Origin of the sequence: Afipia sp. GAS231, assembly GCF_900103365.1 — a bacterium.
Taxonomy (GTDB): Bacteria; Pseudomonadota; Alphaproteobacteria; order Rhizobiales; family Xanthobacteraceae; genus Bradyrhizobium.
Genome location: NZ_LT629703.1, coordinates 3901532 through 3923012, shown reverse-complemented (window position 1 = coordinate 3923012; position 21481 = coordinate 3901532). Strand labels below are relative to the sequence as shown.

18 protein-coding genes are annotated in these 21481 nt (G+C 64.3%); 9 read left to right on the top strand and 9 right to left on the bottom strand.

Going from position 1 to position 21481, the window contains the following annotated elements:
* Positions 1–147: 147 nt before the first annotated feature.
* Positions 148–2868, bottom strand: coding sequence for an aconitate hydratase AcnA (gene acnA / locus BLS26_RS18555; protein ID WP_092513475.1), 2721 nt, complete (start codon positions 2866–2868; stop codon positions 148–150).
* Between the two features lie 264 nt (positions 2869–3132).
* Between acnA and ccmA the strand changes: the two genes are divergently transcribed.
* The 6 genes from ccmA to BLS26_RS18525 all read left to right on the top strand — a co-directional run bounded on the left by ccmA (position 3133) and on the right by BLS26_RS18525 (position 6732).
* Entirely contained in the window at positions 3133–3735 is a 603-nt protein-coding gene (gene ccmA, locus BLS26_RS18550; RefSeq protein WP_092518240.1) for a heme ABC exporter ATP-binding protein CcmA, read from the top strand.
* A gap of 184 nt (positions 3736–3919) precedes the next feature.
* Complete coding sequence (gene ccmB, locus BLS26_RS18545) at positions 3920–4588, top strand: heme exporter protein CcmB (RefSeq protein ID WP_092513473.1); 669 nt, start codon at positions 3920–3922, stop codon at positions 4586–4588.
* Between the two features lie 60 nt (positions 4589–4648).
* Positions 4649–5380, top strand: a complete 732-nt coding sequence (locus BLS26_RS18540; RefSeq protein WP_092513471.1) for a heme ABC transporter permease — start codon at positions 4649–4651, stop codon at positions 5378–5380.
* A 4-nt stretch (positions 5381–5384) separates the two neighbouring features.
* On the top strand, positions 5385–5561 hold the full coding sequence (gene ccmD / locus BLS26_RS18535; RefSeq protein WP_092513469.1) for a heme exporter protein CcmD: 177 nt from the start codon (positions 5385–5387) through the stop codon (positions 5559–5561).
* Positions 5561–6157, top strand: coding sequence for a DsbE family thiol:disulfide interchange protein (locus tag BLS26_RS18530; RefSeq protein ID WP_092513467.1), 597 nt, complete (start codon positions 5561–5563; stop codon positions 6155–6157). Before ccmD ends, BLS26_RS18530 begins: the two co-directional genes overlap by 1 nt.
* A 206-nt stretch (positions 6158–6363) precedes the next feature.
* Positions 6364–6732 carry a helix-hairpin-helix domain-containing protein gene (locus tag BLS26_RS18525; RefSeq protein WP_092513465.1) on the top strand — a complete coding sequence of 123 codons (369 nt, stop codon included), beginning with the start codon at positions 6364–6366 and terminating at the stop codon, positions 6730–6732.
* Between the two features lie 192 nt (positions 6733–6924).
* On the opposite strand, the gene BLS26_RS18520 is transcribed toward BLS26_RS18525, so the two are convergent.
* Positions 6925–7527, bottom strand: coding sequence for a septation protein A (locus BLS26_RS18520; RefSeq protein ID WP_092513463.1), 603 nt, complete (start codon positions 7525–7527; stop codon positions 6925–6927).
* 143 nt (positions 7528–7670) lie between these two features.
* Positions 7671–8618: a signal recognition particle-docking protein FtsY gene (ftsY, locus tag BLS26_RS18515; RefSeq protein WP_092513461.1), complete on the bottom strand. Its 948-nt coding sequence runs from the start codon at positions 8616–8618 to the stop codon at positions 7671–7673.
* 157 nt (positions 8619–8775) lie between these two features.
* Between ftsY and BLS26_RS18510 the strand changes: the two genes are divergently transcribed.
* Positions 8776–9411 carry an RluA family pseudouridine synthase gene (locus BLS26_RS18510; protein ID WP_244542007.1) on the top strand — a complete coding sequence of 212 codons (636 nt, stop codon included), beginning with the start codon at positions 8776–8778 and terminating at the stop codon, positions 9409–9411.
* Positions 9412–9552: 141 nt separating this feature from the next.
* Here BLS26_RS18510 and mtaB read toward each other — a convergent pair whose 3' ends face one another.
* Entirely contained in the window at positions 9553–10818 is a 1266-nt protein-coding gene (gene mtaB / locus BLS26_RS18505) for a tRNA (N(6)-L-threonylcarbamoyladenosine(37)-C(2))-methylthiotransferase MtaB (RefSeq protein ID WP_092513459.1), read from the bottom strand.
* Position 10819: 1 nt separating this feature from the next.
* Positions 10820–11692, bottom strand: coding sequence for a diaminopimelate epimerase (dapF, locus tag BLS26_RS18500; RefSeq protein ID WP_092513457.1), 873 nt, complete (start codon positions 11690–11692; stop codon positions 10820–10822).
* Positions 11693–11893: 201 nt separating this feature from the next.
* On the opposite strand from dapF, the gene BLS26_RS18495 reads away from it, so the two are divergent.
* Positions 11894–12655: a GyrI-like domain-containing protein gene (locus BLS26_RS18495; RefSeq protein WP_092513455.1), complete on the top strand. Its 762-nt coding sequence runs from the start codon at positions 11894–11896 to the stop codon at positions 12653–12655.
* Positions 12656–12660: 5 nt separating this feature from the next.
* Positions 12661–13359: an SIMPL domain-containing protein gene (locus tag BLS26_RS18490; RefSeq protein ID WP_092518238.1), complete on the top strand. Its 699-nt coding sequence runs from the start codon at positions 12661–12663 to the stop codon at positions 13357–13359.
* Between the two features lie 156 nt (positions 13360–13515).
* Here the strand turns inward: BLS26_RS18490 and BLS26_RS18485 are convergent, their stop codons facing one another.
* From BLS26_RS18485 to BLS26_RS18470, 4 genes are all read right to left on the bottom strand, one after another.
* Complete coding sequence (locus BLS26_RS18485) at positions 13516–14970, bottom strand: HlyD family type I secretion periplasmic adaptor subunit (protein WP_092513453.1); 1455 nt, start codon at positions 14968–14970, stop codon at positions 13516–13518.
* Positions 14957–17098 (bottom strand): type I secretion system permease/ATPase, encoded by a 2142-nt coding sequence (locus BLS26_RS18480; protein ID WP_244541618.1) that lies wholly within the window; start codon positions 17096–17098, stop codon positions 14957–14959. Before BLS26_RS18480 ends, BLS26_RS18485 begins: the two co-directional genes overlap by 14 nt.
* Before the next feature lie 42 nt (positions 17099–17140).
* Complete coding sequence (locus tag BLS26_RS18475; RefSeq protein WP_092513451.1) at positions 17141–20011, bottom strand: calcium-binding protein; 2871 nt, start codon at positions 20009–20011, stop codon at positions 17141–17143.
* Between the two features lie 282 nt (positions 20012–20293).
* Positions 20294–21358: an MBL fold metallo-hydrolase gene (locus BLS26_RS18470; RefSeq protein ID WP_172804628.1), complete on the bottom strand. Its 1065-nt coding sequence runs from the start codon at positions 21356–21358 to the stop codon at positions 20294–20296.
* Positions 21359–21481 lie beyond the last annotated feature (123 nt).

The window sequence follows — 21481 nt, the reverse complement described above, 5'->3', positions numbered from 1 at the left end:
TCCGTAGTTTTACGGGGCGAGTTCGTAAGGGGCATCGTCCTGATCCTTGTGAGCGTGCCCCAAAACGCCGAAAGCGGCCCTTTTCATAGGCCGCCTTCTTGGGTGTCGCTACTCACTTCGCAGTGAGGCGCTGATCACAAATCCGCGTCAGGCCGCGAGATTGCGCAGCACATACTGCAGAATGCCGCCGTTGCGGTAGTACTCGAGCTCGTCGAGGGTATCGATGCGGCCCAGCAGCGGCACGCGCCGCAGCGAGCCGTCGCCGGAGACGATTTCCGCGGTCAGGGTCTGGCGCGGCTTCAGGTCGCCCTGCAAGCCCCGGATCGTCACCTTCTCGTCGCCCTTCAGGCCCAGCGACGACCACGAGGTTCCTTCCTCGAAGGTCAGCGGCAGCACGCCCATGCCGACCAGGTTCGAGCGATGGATGCGCTCGAAGCTCTGGCAGATCACGGCGCGAACGCCGAGCAGCCGGGTTCCCTTGGCGGCCCAGTCGCGCGACGAGCCGTTGCCGTATTCGGCGCCGGCGAACACCACCAGCGGCACCTGCTCCTGCTGATACTTCATCGCGGCATCGTAGATCGACATCTGCTCGCCGTCGGGCCAGTGCTTGGTGAGGCCGCCTTCCGGAATGTTGCCGTCGGCGCCCTTCAGCATGAAGTTCTTGATGCGGATGTTGGCGAAGGTGCCGCGCATCATGATCTGGTGATTGCCGCGCCGCGTGCCGTACTGGTTGAAGTCGGCGGGGCGTACCTGGTGCTCCGACAGATATTTTCCGGCCGGCGAAGTCAGCTTGATCGAACCGGCCGGCGAGATGTGGTCGGTGGTGATCTTGTCGCCGAACATCGCCAGAATCCGCGCATCGACGACGTCAATGATCGGCTCGGGCTCCTTCTTCATGCCTTCGAAGTAAGGCGGGTTCTGCACGTAGGTCGAGCTCATGTTCCAGCGATAGGTCTCGCTCTCGACCGTCTTGATCTTGCGCCAGTTGACGTCGCCCTTGAACACGTCGGCGTAGCGCTTCTTGAAGATCGTCGCGGTGACGTACTTCTTCATGTAGGCGTTGATTTCCTTGGTCGTCGGCCAGATGTCCTTCAGGTACACCGGCTTGCCGTCCTTGCCGTTGCCGATCGGCTCGACCGAGAGATCCTTGGTCACCGTTCCCGCCAGCGCGTAGGCCACCACCAGCGGCGGCGAGGCGAGGTAATTCGCTTGCACGTCGGGGCTGACGCGGCCTTCGAAGTTGCGGTTACCCGACAGCACGGCGGCACCGATGATGCCGTTGTCGTTGATCGACTTCGAAATCTCCTCCGGCAGCGGGCCCGAGTTGCCGATGCAGGTGGTGCAGCCGAAGCCGACCAGGTTGAAGCCGACCTTGTCGAGTTCGAGCTGTAGGCCGGAATTGGAAAGATACTCCGCGACCACCTGGCTGCCCGGAGCCAGCGAGGTCTTGACCCAGGGCGCGGCCTTGAGACCCTTGGCGGCGGCGTTGCGGGCCAGCAGGCCGGCACCGATCAGCACGCTCGGGTTCGAGGTGTTGGTGCAGGAGGTGATCGCCGCGATCACGACGTCGCCGTGGCCGAGATCGAAATTGCGGGCCTCGACCGCATAGCGCTTCGAGATGTCCGCGGCCTTCTTGTATTCGGTGCTCATCGCCGCGGAGAAGCCTGCGGCGACCGCGGGCAGCGCGACGCGGCCTTCGGGCCGTTTCGGTCCGGCCATCGACGGCACCACGTCGCCAAGGTCGAGCATCAGCTTTTCCGTGAACACCGGATCGGCGGACTTGGCGGTGCGGAACAGGCCCTGCGCCTTGGCATAGGCAACGACCAGCTTGACGCGCTCCGGCTTGCGGCCGGAAGTCTTGAGATAATCGATGGTCGCGGCATCGACCGGGAAGAAGCCGCAGGTCGCGCCATATTCCGGCGCCATGTTGCCGATGGTGGCCTTGTCGGCGACCGAGAGATGATCGAGGCCGGGGCCGTAGAACTCGACGAACTTGCCGACCACGCCCTGCTTGCGCAGCATCTGCGTCACGGTCAGCACCAGGTCGGTTGCGGTCACGCCTTCCTTCAGCGAGCCCTTGAGCTTGAAGCCAATCACTTCCGGCAGCAGCATCGACTGCGGCTGGCCGAGCATCGCGGCTTCCGCCTCGATGCCGCCGACGCCCCAACCGAGCACGGCGAGGCCGTTGACCATGGTGGTGTGCGAGTCGGTGCCGACCAGCGTGTCGGGATAGGCCACCTCGAAGGTGCCGGTCTTCTTGCCGACCGTCAGCTTCTCCTTGCGGGTCCACACCGTCTGCGCGAGATATTCGAGATTGACCTGGTGGCAGATGCCGGTGCCGGGCGGCACCACGGAGAAATTCGAAAACGCCTTCTGGCCCCACTTCAGGAACTCATAGCGCTCCTGGTTCTGCTTGTATTCCTCGACCACGTTCTTGCCGAACGCCTTGTTGTCACCGAAGAAGTTCACGATCACCGAGTGGTCGATGACGAGATCGACCGGCACCAGCGGATTGATCTTCTCGGCGTCACCGCCGAGCGCCTGCATCGCGTTGCGCATCGCGGCGAGGTCGACCACCGCCGGCACGCCGGTGAAATCCTGCATCAGCACGCGCGCGGGACGGAACGCGATTTCATGCTGCAGCTTGCGCGTCTTCATCCACTTCGACACCGCGATGATGTCGGCCTTCTTGACCGTGCGATCGTCCTCGAACCGCAGCAGGTTCTCCAGCAGCACCTTCATCGAATAGGGAAGCTTCGAAATTCCCTTCAGACCGTTCTTCTCGGCGGCGGGCAGGCTGTAATAAACGTAGGTCTTGCCACCGACCTTGAGGGTCTTGCGGCATTTGAAGCTGTCGAGCGAGGTCATGTGAGGAAATCCCAATTCTCAGTTATACCCGGCAAGGGTATTTAAACACCGCCGCTTGGTCAGCCAATTGGCTTGCGGCGGCCGATTGTGTGCTGCATCAAGTTCCGGACTTATAGAATCTTTCTAGAAGCGCCGCCACACCGACAATCGCGCGGCGGCACGGCGCGACCCACAAATTTGGATGCGGTACCCATAGGATTCAAAGGGCTGGCTTTCAGAGGGCTGGGTTTTCAGAGGGCTGTGCAAAGGGCTGTGAAGGACAAGATGCGGCTCTCGGGGCGCCAAGTCAGTTGTATCAGGGGCGGCCGCGAGGTGTTTTCCGGCCTCGATTTCGAGGCTTCCTCCGGCCAGGCGCTGGCCGTCACCGGCCCGAACGGATCGGGCAAGACCTCGCTGCTGCGCCTGATCGCAGGGCTGCTGGTGCCGGCGGGCGGATCGTTCGACCTGGAAGGCGGCGACACTGAGCTGACCCTATCAGAACAATCCCACTATCTCGGCCACCGCGACGCGCTGAAGCCGGCGCTCAGCGTCGCCGAAAACCTGTCGTTCTGGCGCGATTTTCTCGGCGGCGAGGTCGCGGATCTCAGCCCATGCCTCGCCTCGGTCGGGCTCGGCCATGCCACCCATTTGCCGGCAGCGTTTTTGTCGGCCGGCCAGCGGCGGCGGCTGTCGATCGCCCGGCTGCTGGTGGTGCGGCGGCCGGTCTGGCTCCTGGACGAGCCGACCTCGGCGCTCGATGCCGCCGGGCAAGACCTGTTCGCTGGACTAGCGCGCGACCATCTGGCCCGCGGCGGCATCGTCATCGCCGCCACCCACGCCCCGCTCGGCATCGAGGCGCAGGAATTGCGGATCGGGGGTGCGACGTGATGGTGCCAGAGGCGACTTCGCTGGTCCGCTTCGCCTCTCCCGCTTGCGGGGGAGGCCGACGCGCTCGAAGAGCGCGGCGGGTGGGGGCTCTCTCCACGCAGGGAATCCCGATGCGGAAACACCCCCACCCCAACCCTCCCCCGCAAGCGGGAGAGGGAGCGCACCGCGCATGTCGAGGTGCCGCATGACTGCCCTCGCCGCGCTGATCCGACGGGACATCAAAATCGCGCTGCGCGTCGGCGGCGGCGCGCTGATCGGCGTGCTGTTTTTCCTCACCGTCACGGTGCTGATGCCGTTCGCGATCGGGCCGGATCTGGCGCTGCTGACCCGGCTTGGACCCGCGATCCTCTGGCTTGGCGCGCTGCTGGCGAGCCTGCTGACGCTCGATCGCCTGTTCACGTCGGACCATGACGACGGTTCCCTCGACCTGATCGTGATGGGGCGGACCCCGCTGGAACTGGCCTGCGCCGCCAAAGCGCTGGCGCACTGGCTCGCCGCCGGGCTGCCGCTGGTGATCGCAACTCCCGTGCTCGGGCTGCTGTTGAACCTGGATGCGGCCGCGACCACGGCGGTGGCGCTGACGCTGCTGGTCGGAACGCCAGCGCTGACCTTTACCGGCATGATCGGCGCGGCGCTGGCCGTGACATTGCACCGCGGCGGGTTGTTGCTGGCGGTGCTGGTGCTGCCGCTGTCGATCCCGGTGCTGATTTTTGGCGTCGCGGCCTCGCAGGCCGCGATCACGGGGCCGCTGTCGTTCGGAACGCCATTTTCGATCCTGTGCGCGCTGTCGCTGGTCAGTTTCGTCATCGGCCCGTTTGCCGCGGCGGCTAGCCTGCGGCACGGGTTGGACTGATCAAGGAAATGCGATGGACCAGCGATTGCCTGTGACGCCGCCGACGACTATCAGGATGCCATGACGCTGCTCGACCTCGCCAACCCCACGAAATTCCTGTCGCTGACGGCGCGCGTGCTGCCGTGGCTGGCGGGCGCGACCGCGATCCTGCTGCTGATCGGCCTCTATCAGTCGGCGATGGCGCCCGACGACTACCAACAGGGCGCCACCGTCAAGATCATGTTCATCCACGTACCGAACGCGTGGCTGTCGATGTTCGTCTGGGGCGTGATGAGCCTTGCGGCGCTGGGCACGCTGGTGTGGCGGCATCCGCTAGCCGACGTCGCCGCCAAGGCCGCCGCCCCGATCGGCGCCGCCTTTACCTTCCTGGCGCTGGTCACCGGTTCCCTGTGGGGCCGGCCGATGTGGGGCACCTATTGGGAATGGGATGCGCGGCTGACCTCGGTGCTGATTTTATTTCTGATGTATCTCGGCCTGATTGCGCTGTGGCGCGCGGTCGACGATCCCTCGCGCGCCGCGCGCGCGGCGGCGATTCTGACACTGGTCGGCGCGCTCAACCTGCCGATCATCAAATTCTCGGTCGACTGGTGGAACACGCTGCATCAGCCGGCCTCGGTGATGCGGATGGGCGGGCCCTCGCTCGACAAGGCGTTCCTGATTCCGTTGCTGGTGATGGCGGTCGGGTTTTCCCTGCTGTTCGTCACGCTGCATCTGGCGGCGATGCGTAACGAGATCCTGCGCCGCCGCGTCCGCGCCTTGCAGATGATGCAAGCCAGCCAGCAGGCGGCGTGACGCGATGACGCTCGGTCCCTACGCCTCCTTCATCGTGACGTCCTACGCGCTGGTAGCGGCCATGGTGCTGATCCTGATCGTCTGGATCGCGATCGACTATCGCCGGCAGCAGGCGCGGTTGCGCGAACTCGAGGCCAGCGGCGTCACCCGTCGCTCCGGCCGCAACGCGACGGACATCTGATGGGCGAGCCAGCGCAATCGGACGTTCCCCCGCGCGGCCGGCGCTGGGTGGTGGCGCTGCCGCTGATCGGCTTCGCAGCCCTGGCCGGACTGTTTCTGGTGCGGCTGCATGGCGGCGATCCCGCGAAGATTCCGTCCGCCCTGATCGGCCGTCCGGCGCCGCAGACCGTGCTGCCGGCGCTGGAAGGCCTTGCCGTCAACGGCGCGGTGGTGCCAGGGCTCGATCCGGCGGCGTTGAAGGGCAAGGTCAGCATCGTCAACGTCTGGGCATCCTGGTGCGTGCCCTGCCACGACGAGGCGCCGCTGTTCGTGCAACTGGCCAAGGACAAGCGGCTGCAGGTCATAGGCATCAACTACAAGGACTCCGCTGATAACGCCCGCCGGTTCCTCGGCCGCTACGGCAATCCGTTCGGCATCGTCGGCGTCGATGCCAACGGCCGCGGCTCGATCGAATGGGGCGTCTACGGCGTGCCCGAAACGTTCGTGGTCGGCCGCGAAGGCACCATCCTCTACAAGATGGTCGGGCCGGTGACGTCTGACAATATCGACAGTGTGCTGAAGGTCGAGATCGAGAAGGCGCTGAGGGCCGGGACGTAACTGCTCGCCGTCATTCCGGGGCATCGCGCAGCGATGAACCCGGAATCTCGAGATTCCGGGTTCGATGCTACGCATCGCCCCGGAATGACGTGCCCTCCAAATATTTCCGCGCTTTTATCTGCCGTTCATTCTGAGGCCATGGCGCCGCCACGAATCCGAAGCTAGTTTAATGGCGTTACTTAAACCGTCCTTGGAGGGACACTTCTATGCGTCATTTCACGCTCGCTTCCGTTCTCGCAACCGCGCTCACCCTGGGCATGCTGACGGCCACCCCGTCGATGGCCCAGACCGCGCAGCCCGCCGCCAAATCCGACGGCAAGATGATGGCTCCGGCTCCGAAGGCGCCCGCCGCCGAGTCGAAGATGGCACCTGCGCCGAAGGCCGAGCTGCTGGATATCAACACCGCGACCGCCGATCAGCTCGATGCGCTCCCCGGCATCGGCAAGGCCTATTCGGCCAAGATCATCGCGGGCCGCCCCTACAAGGGCAAGGATGACCTGGTGAACAAGGACATCGTCCCGCGGAAGACCTATGACGGGATCAAGGACAAGATCATCGCCAAGCAGAAGAGCTGATCTTCTCGTCATTGCGAGCGAAGCGAAGCAATCCATCTTTCGGCACAAAGAAAGAATGGAATGCTTCGTCGCTTCGCTCCTCGCAATGACGGCGCGGGGTGAGTAGGAGAATCTATCCCCGAGCACACTGTGCGGAACCACCCCCACCCCGGCCCTCCCCCGCAAGCGGGAGAGGGAGCGCAAGCACCGACCTCAGCCCTTGCTGATATCCCCGCCCTCCGCCTCGCTCGCTTCGAGCGTGGCCGGCTCCAGATGATAGCGCTTGGTCAGCGGCATCTGGGCGATCGCAAAAATCATCGTCAGCGGCGTCACGCCGAACACTTTGAAATTCACCCAGAAGTCCGTCGTCTGGCTGCGCCAGATGATTTCGTTCAAAATCGCCATGCCAAAGAAGAACAGCGCCCAGCGCAGCGTCAGGATGCGCCAGCCATGTGGCGTCAGGTTGAACATCTGGTCGAACATGATGGCGATGAAGGAACGACCGAACAACAACCCGCCGCCGAGGATCGCGGCGAACAGGCCGTAGATGATGGTCGGCTTCACCTTGATGAAGGTTTCATCGTGCAGCACCAGGGTCAGCGTGCCAAACACGATGACGATGACGCCGGTGACGACAGCCATGATCGGAATGTGCCGCGTCACCACATAGGACGCGATCATCGCCGCCACGATCGCCACCATGAAGGCGCCGGTGGCGACGAACAGGTTGGCCTTGGCGTTGGCGACAAAGAACACGAGCAGCGGACCGAGTTCGGTCGCGAGCTTGAACAGCGGATGCGGCTGGGTCTTGTCCATTTCATACCCTGTGTTGTCGTCATCACTCGCCTTGTGCGCCATTGCGCACTGAAGCGGGTGATCCAGTATTCCGAGCGCCTCGATTCTGATCAGCAGCGCGGCGTACTGGATGCCCCGCCTGCGCGGGGCATGACAAGTGAAACCTAAGACTCGATTCCTGCGATCGCGTTGGCGAAATCACGCGCGGTGAACGGCGCGAGATCGTCGACGCTTTCGCCGACGCCGATGAAGTGCACCGGCAGTTTGAATTTCTCCGACAGCGCCACCAGAATGCCCCCGCGCGCGGTGCCATCGAGCTTGGTCATGACAAGGCCGGTGACCCCAGCGGTACGATGAAATGCCTCGACCTGCGACAGCGCATTTTGTCCCACCGTGGCGTCGAGCACCAGCAGCACCGCATGTGGCGCCGAGGCATCGACCTTCTTGATGACGCGAACGACCTTTTCCAGTTCGTTCATCAGCTCGGCCTTGTTCTGCAGCCGGCCGGCGGTATCGACCAAGAGCACGTCGATGTTCTGCTCTTTCGCTGCCGTCAGCGCGTTGAAGGCCAGACTCGCCGAGTCCGAGCCTTGCGTACCCGCAATGACCGGCGATTTGGTGCGCTCGCCCCAAACCTTCAATTGCTCGATGGCGGCGGCACGAAAGGTGTCGCCGGCCGCCAGCATCAGCTTGCGACCTTCGGCGGAAAGTTTCGCCGCCAGCTTGCCGATGGTGGTGGTCTTGCCGGAACCGTTGACGCCGACCACGAGGATGACGAACGGCTTGTGCGAGGAGTCGATCTCCAGCGGCTTTGCCACCGGCGACAGCACTTTTTCAACTTCGGTCGCGACCACCGCCTTGACGTCGTCCGCCGAGATCGCCTTGTCGTAGCGGCCGGTGCCGACGGCGGTCGCGATGCGGGCTGCGACCTCGGTGCCGAGATCGGCGCGCAGCAGCACATCCTCGATATCGTCGAGCATGGCGCGGTCGAGCTTGCGCTTGGTGACGAGGTCGGCAACGGCGGTCCCGAGCGAACTCGAGGTCCGCTTCAGGCCGCCCGAAAGCCGCCGCCACCAGCTCAATTTGGGGGGTCCGGGAGTGGTATCGTTCATGTCGGCGCTGTGTTAGCGGTTTCGCGCCATGAACGAAAGTCACAACAAACCCTTCGATATCCCCCCGGCATCACTTGATGTCCGGAGGACATCGTTTGATGTTCCCGGATTGACCGAAGCGGAAATCCAGGCCCGCGTGCTCCACCGCGACGGCCTGATGCTGGTCATCAACAAGCCGGCCGGCCTGCCGGTGCATCGCGGCCCCAAGGGCGGCGCCAATCTGGAGGCCTCGTTCGACGGCTTGCGATACGGCCTGCCGCGGCCGCCGGTGCTGGCCCACCGGCTCGACAAGGATACCTCCGGCTGCCTGGTGCTGGGACGCCACCGCAAGGCCACCGCTTCGCTCGGCCTGCTGTTCAAGCACGGCAAGATTTCGAAGACCTATTGGGCGGTGGTCGAAGGCGGACCTACGGAGGACGAAGGCACCATCGACATGCCGCTCGGCCGCCTCAACGAGGAACGCGGCTGGTGGCAGAAGCCGGACCCGGACGGTCAAAAAGCCGTCACAAACTGGAAAGTCTGCGGACGCGGCGACGGCCTCTGTTGGCTGGCGCTGGAGCCGGTCACCGGCCGCACCCATCAACTGCGCGTGCATACGTCGGCGACGGGCTGGCCGATCGTCGGCGACAACATCTATGGCAACGGTCCAAGATTCGGCGAGCCGGTCCTGCATCTGCATTCCCGAGAAATCGGGATTCCGATCTCGAGGAACAAGGAGCCCGTGCACGTGGTGGCACCGGCGCCGGAGCATATGCACGAGCGGTTGCGCAAGTGCGGATGGAACGGGGAGTAGCTTCTTCCCTCTCCCCATCCTCCGTTGTCATTATCCGCGAAAGCGGATGATCCAGTATTCCGAGTAGCCGGCGATCAACCGAGAAGCCGCGGCGTACTGGGTCGCCCGGTCAAGCCGGGCGATGACAGCGGAATTAGCGGCTCACACCGTCAGCCGAGCACCATCATTCCCCGTGACGGCCAGCGCCCGCACCGCGCCCGGCGATTCACCTTCAATCGCCACCGGCAGGAAATGCTCGGTGCGCCCCTGTTTCCCACTCTCGATCAAGACCTGACGCGTTGCGCCCGTCTCCGACGCCAGACGCCTTTGCAGCGCCACGTCTCCCGTCGCGCGCAATCGCTTGGCGCGTTCCTTGATCGCCTCGCCCGCCACCTGCGGCATCCGTGCCGCCGGCGTGCCCGGACGCTTGGAATAGGGAAACACGTGCAGGAAGGTGAGATCGCATTCGTCGACCAGATCCTGCGAACGGGAAAACATCTCTTCGGTCTCGGTCGGAAAGCCCGCGATGATGTCGGCTCCGAGCGCGATGTCCGGCCGCAGCCGCCGCACCTGCGCGCAAAATTCGATGGCGTCATTCCGTAAATGCCGCCGCTTCATCCGCTTCAGGATCAGATCGTCGCCGGACTGCAGCGATAAATGCAGATGCGGCATCAGCCGCTCTTCTTCCGATATAACGTCGAGCAGATCGCGGTCGGCCTCGATCGAATCGATCGATGAAATTCGCAAGCGTTTCAGTTCCGGCACATGCCGCAGGATCTGCTTGGTGAGTCGCCCGAGCTTCGGCTCGCCTGGCAGATCGGCGCCGTAGCTCGTCATGTCGACGCCGGTCAGCACGATCTCGGCGTGGCCGCGCTCGACCAGCGCACGGACCTGATCGACGACGGCACCCATCGGCACCGAGCGCGAATTGCCGCGGCCATAGGGGATGATGCAGAAAGTGCAGCGATGGTCGCAGCCGTTCTGCACCTGCACGAATACGCGAGGCAGGCCGGTCTTGAAGCCGTCAAGCAGATGCGGCGCCATCTCGCGCACCGCCATGATATCGGCAACCGCAATCTTCTCGCTTGTCTCGATACCGAAGCCGCCGTCAAACGCCGCGCGCGCATCGCGCCAGGCGTCTCCGCGCATCTTCTCGTCATTGCCGACGACGCGATCGACCTCGATCATTTCGGCAAACATGCCCGGCTGGGTCTGCGCCGCGCAGCCGGTGACGACGATGCGTAACCCAGGCCGCTCGCGCTTCAGCCGCCGGATCGATTGCCGCGCCTGCGCCACCGCCTCGTTGGTGACGGCGCAACTGTTGATGACGACGGTATCGGAGAGGCCGGCGCGCTCGGCCTCGCGCGCGATCACTTCGGATTCGAAGGCGTTGAGGCGGCAGCCGAAGGTGAGGACGTCGACGCTCATCTCACGCGACGTGGGCGAACAGCGCCGGATCGAAACGACCCTCATATTCGAAATCGGCGGTACCGGTCATCAGCACATGGTCGTCGCGCTCGCGCCACTCGATCGAAAGCTTGCCGCCGGGCAGCGTCATCTCGACGGTGCGGTTGGTGCGCTTCAGCCGCGCGGCCGCGACCGCGGTGGCACAGGCCGCCGAGCCGCAGGCCCGCGTCAGACCGGCGCCGCGCTCCCAGGTGCGCATCGTGATGTGATCGCGGTCGACGATATGAGCGAGCGTGATGTTGGCGCGATCGGGAAAGATCGGATGATTTTCCAGCAGCGGCCCGAAGCGTTCGAGGTCATAGGCCTCGATATCGTCGACCCAGAAGATCGCATGCGGATTGCCCATGTTGACCACCGAAGGCGAATGCAGGATCGGCGCGTCGATCGGTCCGACCTGCAACTCGATATAGCGGGTGTCGCGAAACTCTTCCGCCAGCGGAATGTCCTGCCAGCCGAACTTGGGCGCGCCCATGTCCACCGTATAGAGATCAGGCGCCGGGCCCTGCCAGCAGTTCAGGAGGCCAGCGCGGGTCTCGAACGTCACGGCGGACTGGCCGGTCTTCTCGAACAGGCGGCGCACCACGCAGCGCATGCCGTTGCCGCAGGCGCCGGCTTCCGAGCCGTCATTGTTGTAGATCTTGATGAAGGCTTCGGTGCCCTGCAGCCGCGGCGGCTGCAGCACCATCAACTGGTCGTAGGGCACGCCGGCCGGCGACGCTACCGCGCGCGCCTCCTCGGCCGTCACGGCCGCCTTCGAATCGCGCAAATCCACCACGACGATTTCGTTGCCGATCCCGTTCATCTTGGCAAAGCTGTGGTTGGCCAGCGCGCTCATGGAAATTCCCAATTTCTGCCTGCTTATATGGCGAATGATGGCGCGTTGACCAGTCCGCAGGGGTGCATGACGCATCTGTCATGGGACGAAAGCAGACCTCACGTGTTAGGAACGGATTGCGCCTTTTGCAGGCATCGGCCGGGACACGCCGCAGGCGCTCTTGTTGTACCGCAGGCGCTTGGTGGGATGGAGAATACCTGAATGAACCGTATCCGCAGTTTCCGCTCGGCCCTGGTCGCGCTGGTCCCCGTCGTGGCGATCGCGCTGGGTGGCACCGCCCTGGCGCAGGCCCCAGCGGCCACGCCAACCCCAGCCCCGCAGGCCACCCCGGCGCCTGCCGCAACCCCCGAGCCTTCGGCCACGCCGGCGCCGGCCGCATCGGCCACACCCGCGCCGGCTGCGACGCCGGCCCCCGTCGCGAGCCCGTCGGCAGCACCGTCACCCCCGCCGGCAACCGCGCAGACCCCGGCCGCCCCGCCGCCGGCCGCAACCGTCCAGACCGCCGACCCCTTCGGCGAGCCGTTCGCGCTGGAGCCCAAAAAGGTGGTGGTCATGAAGGGCACCGCCAATTGGGATGCCGCCTTCGACACCCTGATCGATTCGTTCAAGGCGCTGACCGCGCTGCTCGACAAGCAGGGCATCAAGGCCACGGGCAATTCGATGATCGTCTACACCTCGACCGACGATACCGGATTTACGTTCCTGGCCGAAATTCCGGTCGAGCAGGATCCGAAGAACCTGACCAAGGACATGAGCATCAGCAAATCGCCGGAGGGCAAGGCGCTGAAATTCGTCCATCGCGGCTCCTACGACAATATGGACAACACCTATGAGGCGATCACCAATCACCTCGACGACAAGAAACTGGAAGCCAAGGACACCTTCATCGAGGAATACATCACCGATCCCTTGAAGACCGCGGAAGACAAGCTGGTGATCAACGTCTATGTGCCGCTGAAGTGATCCGCATGAAGCACGCGCTCGCACTCGCCGTTGCCGCCGCCACCTGGCTCGTCGCGCCCGCGTTGGCCGAGACGGCGCCGCCACCAGCGATCTCCGTGACCGGCGAAGCCACCGTGTCGGTGCCGCCGGACCAGGCACAGATCGATGGCGGCGTGACCTCCGACGCCAAGACCGCGCGCGAGGCCTCCGATGCCAACAATGCGGCGATGGGCAAGGTGCTGCTGGCGCTGAAAGGCGCCGGGATCGACGAGAAGGACTATCAGACCTCGCGGCTGTCGTTGCAGCCGCAATACGCGCCGAACCGCTCCGGCCCATCGCCCGTGGTCGGCTATCGCGCCAGCAACCGCGTCACGGTGAAACTGCGCGACGTCACCAAGGTCGCCAGCATCATCGACGTCCTGGTCAGCGCCGGCGCCAACGAACTCGGCGGCATCAATTTTGTGGTGTCGCAGGCGTCGAAGCTGCTGGATGAGGCCCGCGAGAAGGCTGTCGCTGACGCGCGCCGCAAGGCGGAAATCTACGCCAAGGCGGCCGGTGTGACGCTCGGCGAACCGCTCGGCATTTCCGAGGAAGGCGGTTCAGGTCCGCCGGTATTCCGCAGCAAGATGGCAGCTCCGATGGCCGCCGGCGCACAGGTGGCGCAAGGCGAAGAGACGCTGTCGGTGACGGTCAGCGTGTCCTGGGCGATCAAGCCGAAGGAATGATCCGTCGTCCCGGCTACGCACTCAGCCGTCATTGCCTGCAACAAACGCGAAGCGTTTGTGCAAGGGAGCGAAGCGACGAAGCAATCCATTCTTCCTTATGTGCCGCCAACTGGATTGCTTCGCTTTCGCTCGCAATGACGTTGATGGGTTTTACGATCACCGCTCGTGCAGAACATCCTGCTGATAGCGAATCAGCGGCGACAGCAGATAATCCAGAATCGTCCGTGACCCGGTCTTGATCTCCACCGTGACCGCCATGCCCGGCGACAAATCGACCATCCGGTCGTCGATCTGCATCTTGGTGCGATCGAGCGATACGCGTGCGCTATAGTTCAACTCCTGGCCCTTCGGTTCGCTGGAGTCGTTCTGCGTACCCGGGCGGCGGTCGCCCGAGCGATCCTGCGGCTGGTCGCGAATGATGGCATCCTGCGAAACGCTCAAGACCTCACCGCGCAGCAGGCCGTAGCGGGTGAAATTGAAGGTATCGATCTTGATCTCGGCGTCCTGCCCGGGATGGACAAAACCGATGTCGCGGTTCGACACCATTGCCTCGATTTCCAGCCGGCTGTCGCTCGGCACGATCACCAGCAGCGCCTGCGCGGGCGTGACGACACCGCCGACCGTATGGATCGCGAGCTGCTGCACCACGCCGTCAACCGGTGAAGCCAACTGCTGGAGCCTGGTCTTCTGCTCGGCCTTGATCAGGTCCTGGGCCAATCCGCTGGCCTTTTGCTCGGCCTTGGCGAGTTCGTCCGACAGCGTGTGCCGGTATTCGGCCGCCGCCTGGCCGCGGGTCTCGCGTATAGCCGCCACCGCGGCCTCGGCTTCCGTCAGATGGCTCTTCTGGACGCTGAGTTCCTCCTGCTGTTCGACCAGCAACTGAAGGGTCTCGAAGTAAGTGATCTTCGAACTCAGCTCCCGCTCCATCAGCGTCTTGCGGATGTCGACGCGTTGCTGGACCACCGGAATCATCGCTTCGAGCTTGTGGATGGTGGCTGCGGTGGTGGCCTGCTCGGCCTCCTTCTGCGCCTGTTGACGGGCCAATGCTGCGATCTTGGCGCGGTGCTCGGTCACCTGATTGAGCAACAACTGGCGCTGGGTGCTGACCAAGCCCGGGTCCGCGCCGGCCGGCGGGATGAAATCGGCCTCGCGATCGTCCACGGCCGCCAGCGCCGCACGCAGCCGCGCGATATTGAGCTTCTCGGCGATCAGGTCGTTCTGGGAATGATCGCGTTCGGCCGCGTTGACGGTCGGATCGAGCTCGACCAGCACGTCGCCGGCCTTCACTACCTGCCCGTCCTGCACCCGGATCGAACGCACCACGCCAGTCTCGAACGGCTGGATTACCTTGGTGCGGCCGCTCGGCATGATCTTGCCGGTTGCCGACGCCACGATGTCGATGGTCCCGAACCACGACCAGATCAGTACCAGGCAGAACAGCAGGACGATGCTTGCCACCAGCAGGCGGCCGGTCGGCGACGGCGGCGTCTCCACGATCTCCAGCGCGGCCGGCAGGAAAGCGAGTTCGTCGCCGCGCCTCTCCGGCTTGCGCTTGAACGGAATGACGGTTTGCGCCGGCTTGACCGGCAACGCCTGGTTAGCCGACTTCATAGATTCCTCCCTGCATCCGGTGCAGCGTCGCATAACGGCCGCCGGTCTTGATCAGGGCATCGTGGGTTCCGTCCTCGACCAGACGGCCGCGCTCCAGCGTCACGATGCGGTCCGCCGCCCGGACGGTGGAGAGCCGGTGCGCGATGATCAAAACCGTGCGTCCCCTCGCGATCTCCTTCATGTTCTGCTGGATGATGCGCTCGCTCTCGTAGTCGAGCGCGCTCGTTGCCTCATCGAAGATCAGGATTCGGGGGTCAGCGATCAGCGCGCGGGCAATCGCGATCCGCTGGCGCTGGCCACCTGACAGCGTCGAGCCCCGTTCGCCGACGACGGTGTCGTAGCCTTCGGGCAGTTCGAGGATGAATTCATGCGCGCCCGCCAGCGTCGCGGCCGCGACGATACGCGCCATCGGCATCGCCGGATCGCTGAGCGCGATGTTCTCGCGCACCGAACGGTTGAACAGCACGTTTTCCTGCAGCACCACGCCGATCTGGCGACGCAGCCCGGCCGGATCGGCCATCGCGATATCGGTTCCGTCAATCAATACCCGCCCGCTTTCCGGCACGTAGAGCCGCTGCACCAGTTTTGCAAACGTGCTCTTGCCCGAACCGGACGGACCGACGATGCCGACCATCTGTCCCGCGGGTACGTCGAAGCTGATGTCGTGCAGGATTTCCTGGCCATCGACCCGGTAGCGAAATGTCACGTGCTCGAAGCTGATGTTGCCGCGGAGCGCGGGCAACTGCGCGCGGCCCACCGAATAGGTCGGCTCCGCGGTCGTGTTCAGGATATCGCCCAGCCGCTGCACCGAAAGCCGCGCCTGGTGAAAGTCCTGCCAGATCTGCGCCAGACGCAGCACCGGCGCGCTGACCCGGCCGGCCAGGATGTTGAAGGCCACGAGTTCGCCGACCGACAGGCTGTTATCGATCACCAGCCGGGCGCCGAAATACAGGATGGCCGCGATGACGACCTTGCTGACGAACTGGACCATCTGGCTAGCGGTATTGCCCAGACTGAGGACCCGAAAGCTCGCCGTGACATAACCCGCGAGTTGCTCCTCCCAGCGCCGCTGCATCTGCGGCTCGACCGCCATCGCCTTGAGCGTCTCGATGCCGGTTACGCTCTCGACCAGAAAAGCCTGGTTCTCGGCGCCGCGGCGGAATTTCTCGTCGAGCCGTCGCCGGAACAGCGGCGTCACGCCTGCCGAGATCGCGATGTAGAACGGGAACGAGCCGAGCACGATTCCTGTCAGCAGCGGCGAATAGACGAACATGACCGCGAGAAACACAAAGGTGAACAGCAGATCGATCGCCAGCGTCAGCGCCGAGCTGGTGAGGAAATTGCGGATATTCTCGAGTTCGCGCACCCTCGCCACGGAATCGCCGACCCGCCGCGCCTGGAAGTAGGCCATCGGCAATGCCAGCAGGTGACGGAACAGGCGCGCGCCGAGTTCGACGTCGATGCGGTTGGTGGTGTGCGCGAACAGGTAGGTTCGCAGGATGCCCAGAATGGTCTCGAACATCGAGATCGCGACCAACCCGATCACCAGCACGTCCAGCGTGCTCAGCGAGCGATGCACCAGCACCTTGTCGATCACCACCTGGAAGAACAGCGGCGAGACCAGCGCAAAGATCTGCAGGAAGAACGACGCGACCAATACCTCGCCGAGCAGGCGCCGGTACTTGTGGATCGCGCCGAGAAACCAGGTGATGTCGAAGCGCCTGACGATGTCGGACAAGCCGGCCCGGCGCGTCATCAGGATCAACCCGCCGTCCCAGATCGCGAGCAGTTCGGTCCTGGTCATGAAAGCGGGGCGAGCCTGCCCGGATAACTGAACCAGCACCTGATCCTCGGTGGCTTTGCCGATCACCATGAAGCCGCCGTCACGCAAGCTCGCGATCGCGGGCAGCGGCGTGCGGGCGAGCCGCGACCAGCCGGTGCGGAAGGACCGTGCCTTTAACCCGAGATCCCTGGCGCACCGGAGAATCTCCGATGCGCCGACCTTGTCCGTTCCCAGCCGATGCCGGATCTGCTCGCGATCGGCTGCGACGCCCTGGAAATGCAGCAACAACACGAGGGCTTCGAGTCCTTGATCTAGCCGTCTCATGCTGCCGGTTTCATCGCTCATCTGCATTCTCCAGGGCAATCAGTCTTCAAGGCAACGCCACGATCACGCGTGCTGTGACATCGCCAACACCGGCTGCTGACCGGCTTGCGGATCGGCCATCGCCATCGCTCCAAGGCCCGGGCCCGCCGGGGCAAAGCTCGACGCCATGAACTGGCCGAGCAGAGCCGCACTCGCGCCCGGCGCCGGGCCGGCAAAGCCCTGGATCACGATGTTGTTGCCGGGTCCGCCATCGAGCACGTCCTGCCCGCCACCGCCGATCAGAACGTCATCGCCGTTGCCGCCGGTCAGGATGTCGTTGCCGAGGCCGCCGATGATGACGTCATCGCCATCGCCGCCATTGGCGGTCAACTGGATGCCCGGCTGAAGGCCGGACGCAGTGATGACGTCGTCGCCGCCAAGACCGTTGATCACGATGCGATCGCCGGTATCGAACCCCTTGATCGTCACATCCTCGGCGAGGCCCGACACGGTAACCACACCATTGCTTTCGCTGATGTTGATGACGTCGTCGCCGTTGGTCGCGTTGATGACGATCGTATCCGCCTGGCCGTCCCCGACGCCGCTGCCGATTGTGCCGCTGAGATCGATCGCGACCTGCTTGGCGTCGGTCCCGGTCAGGTCGTTGACGGTGATGGTGTCGGCGCCTCCGAGTGCCGCAACGTTGATATTCTCGACGCCGTTGAGATCCATCGTGACATTGCCGACGTCGCGGAACAGCCGCACCCGGCTGCCATTGGCCGAGATGTCGATATTCTCGTTCGCGTTGGAACCGTTGAACTGCAGCGTGTCGGTGCCGGCCTGGCCCTCGACCGTGTCGCTGCCGTCGCCCGGATTCCAGACGAAGGTGTCGTTGCCGGCGCCCATCAAGGCGACGTCGTTGCCGCGGCCGCCGTTGACGATATCGTCGCCGGCGCTGCCAATGATCTGGTCGTTGCCGTCGCCACCGTTGAGCGTGAGCTGGAGCTGCCCGGCCTTGATCGAGGACGCGTCGATCACGTCATTGCCGCCGAGGCCGTTGACGACGAGCTGGTCGCCGGCTTCGGCGTTCGCGATCGACACCTGTGCCGCGAGGCCTCTCACCACCACCGAACCGCCGCTGTTGACGACGCTGATGTGGTCGTCCGCCTGCGTCCCGTTGGCGATCACGGTGTCATGCTGGCCGTCACCGCCGGGAGTGCCCGGCGTGGCGCCCAGATTGATCGCCACTTGCGTGACGCCGGTCCCGGAGAGATCGTTGACCGTGATGGTGTCGGCGCCGCCAAGCGCGTTGAGCTGAATGTGCTCGACGCTGTTGAGATCCATCGTGACGTTACCGACATCGCGGAACAGCCTGGCGCGGGTGCCATTGGCCGAGATATCCATGTTCTCGGCGGCATTGGAGCCATTGAACACCAGCGTATCGGTGCCGTCCTGGCCCTCGACCGTGTCGCTGCCGTCGCCCGGATTCCAGACGAAGGCATCGTTGCCGCTCCCGAGCAAGGCCACGTCGTTGCCGCGCCCGCCGGTGACCGTATCGTTGCCGTCGCCGCCGAGCAGCGTGTCATTGCCGGCGCTGCCGATGATGGTGTCGTTGCCGGCACCGCCGTCGAGGACAAGGTTCATGGCGCCCGATTGAACGCCGGACGCGTTGATGGTGTCGTTGCCGTTGCCGGCACTGACGGTCAACGTATCGCCGACCTCGATACCGGTGATGCCGATCGCGGCCGCCAGCCCTGTGACGGTAACCGAAGTGCCGGAGCTCGCGATCTGGATCTGGTCGTTACCATTGGTGCCGTTGACGGACACGGCGTCCGCCTGGCCATCGCCGGTGCCGCTGCCGGGCGTCCCGCTCAGATCGATATTGACTTGCGTAATGCCGGTCCTGGTCAGATCGCCGACCGTGATGTTGTCCGCACCGCCCAGCGCCACGATGTTGATCTGCTCCATGGCGTTGAGATCCATGGTGACGTTGCCGACATCGCGGGTGAGCCGCGCGCGGGTGCCGTTGGCGGAGAGATTGATCTTTTCTCCGACGTTCGCGCCGTTGAACTGCAGCGTGTCCCGGCCGGCGCCGCCGTCGACCGTGTCGCTGCCATCACCGGGATTCCAGATGAAAGTGTCGTCGCCGTTGCCGAGCCGCGCCGTATCACTGCCGCGGCCGCCGGTGATGACGTCGTTGCCGTCGCCGCCGATCAGCGTGTCGTTGCCGTCGCCGCCGGTGATGGTGTCGTTGCCGGCACCGCCGTCGATGGTGAGCTTGATCAGGCTGGCGAGACCGTTCCCCGCCGTGATGACGTCGTCGCCGCCGTTGGCGTTCACCACCAGGTTTTCGGTGGTTCCGATGTCAAGCGAGAACGGGGCCGGGCTGATCCGGTCGAAGCGGACCCGGGAGCCATTGGCCGTGATCGTGAAAACTTCGGCGCCGTTGCCGCCGTTGACCTGCGCGGTGTCGATGCCGTCGCCGCCTTCCATCAGATCGGTGCCGTCGCCGGGATTCCAGATCATGAGATCGTTGCCGGCCTCGCCGAACATCTGGTCGTCGCCGCTGCCGCCGATCAGGGTATCGTTACCCGCGCCGCCGAACAGCAGATCGTTGCCGCCTTTGCCGATCAGGGTGTCGTCGCCCGCCTGGCCGAACAAGATGTCATTGCCCGAACCGCCGGTGAGGGTGTCGTTGCCGTTACCACCGAACATCGAGACCGGAGGCATCGCACCGTTGGTTTCGTCGACCGTGAGGCTGTCGTTGCCGTCCAGGCCGAACATCTGGATGTTCGTGGTGTTGGCGACCGTCGCGCTGCCGCCCAGGATCTTGACTGCGCCGCCATTGATCAAAATGCGGCCTGCCGCATCGCGGCTCACGACCACGCTGTTCTTGTTCGCGTCGCCGAATATCGAAAGAAGACCATTGGAAGAAAAACTCGCCGTGATAGCCATGCTGAAATATCCTTCTGAAGGGGCAGCCCTGAGCATCACGCTTAGTCGCGGTTCGCATGGCGGTCCTGAAGCTTGGCTTCAGGCCAGCTTGAGTTGTTGTGGAGATTTCCTGACTGTTTTCCCGGACGTAAATCTGTTTCACGACGCGGTGATTATTCCGCGACCGGCGTACAATTTCTCGTCAGCGATTACGTGCGCGGAGGACTGCCGCGAACTGCGGCGCGGTAATTCGTCGTCCAGGCCTGGTGCGCAACTGCGCGCGAGCACCGGGACGATGGCGGACTAAATCTCCATCACCTGCCCCGGCTTCAACGCCGCAAACCGCTCGCGCGGAATTTTGGCTTCGTCGAGCGCCTCGCCGAGCGCGATGACCGGCGCATCGATCGCTTCATCGGTCAACTGGAACGTGCCGTGATGATGCGCCAGTGCTTGTTGCGCGCTGCAATCGGCCAGCGCCTTCACCGCGTCGGACGGATTCATGTGCTGGTCTTTCATGAACCAGCGCGGCTCATAGGCGCCAATGGGAAGGATCGCCAGCCTTAGCGGGCCGTGCTGCTCGGCGACGCGGCGGAAATGCTTGCCTTCGCCGTAACCGGAATCGCAGACGATGTAGAGCTTGCCGGCCGGCGTCTCCAAAACAAAACTCGCCCACAGCGCCTTGTTGCGGTCGAACAATCCACGCGCCGACCAGTGCCGCGTCGGCACCAGGGTGACCGCGAGGCCATTGCCGAGTTCGACGCGATCCTGCCAGTCGAACGCTTCGGCCTTGATCGCCGCATCCGCGTCGCGCATCGTGACGTCGTTGCCGAGCGGCGTGATCACCCGCGGCGAAAATTTTGCGGCGAGTTTCGACAGCGTCGCGAGGTCGAGATGATCGTAATGGCCGTGCGACACCAGCACGATATCGATCCTGGGCAAGGCATCGAACGCGATGCCGGGATCGTTGTGACGTTTGGGCCCGGCGAACGAGAACGGCGAGGCCCGCATCGACCACACGGGATCGACCAGGATGTTGAGACCGGCGGTCTGGACCAGCCAGCTCGCATGGCCGACGAACGACAGCCGCACCTTGTTGCCCTCGACCCGCGCCGGCGGCGTGTCGGAAAACGGACTCGGCACCCACTCCGCCCAGTTTTCGCGCTGCTGGCCAGAGCCGAACTGCCAGCGCAGCACTTCGCCCAGCGACTTCGGCGGCGCTCCGTCGGGATCGAAGAACTGCAGGCCATCGAAATGATCGGAGACCGGGCCGTCATAGGTTTTCATGCGGGACATCCAGATTGACGGCACACCCACGGCCGCGGCGGCCCCTGCGAGCACTCCAAGAACACGGCGGCGGGTGATGGGCACGGGGTGGGATCACGAAGGGAGGGAGAAAGAAACCATGCCGCGATATATGGCGTGTGCCGGCCCAACCGGAACCCTGCGGCAACTAAACGATGCTCTGGAAGGCCCAAACACAAAATTGCGAAA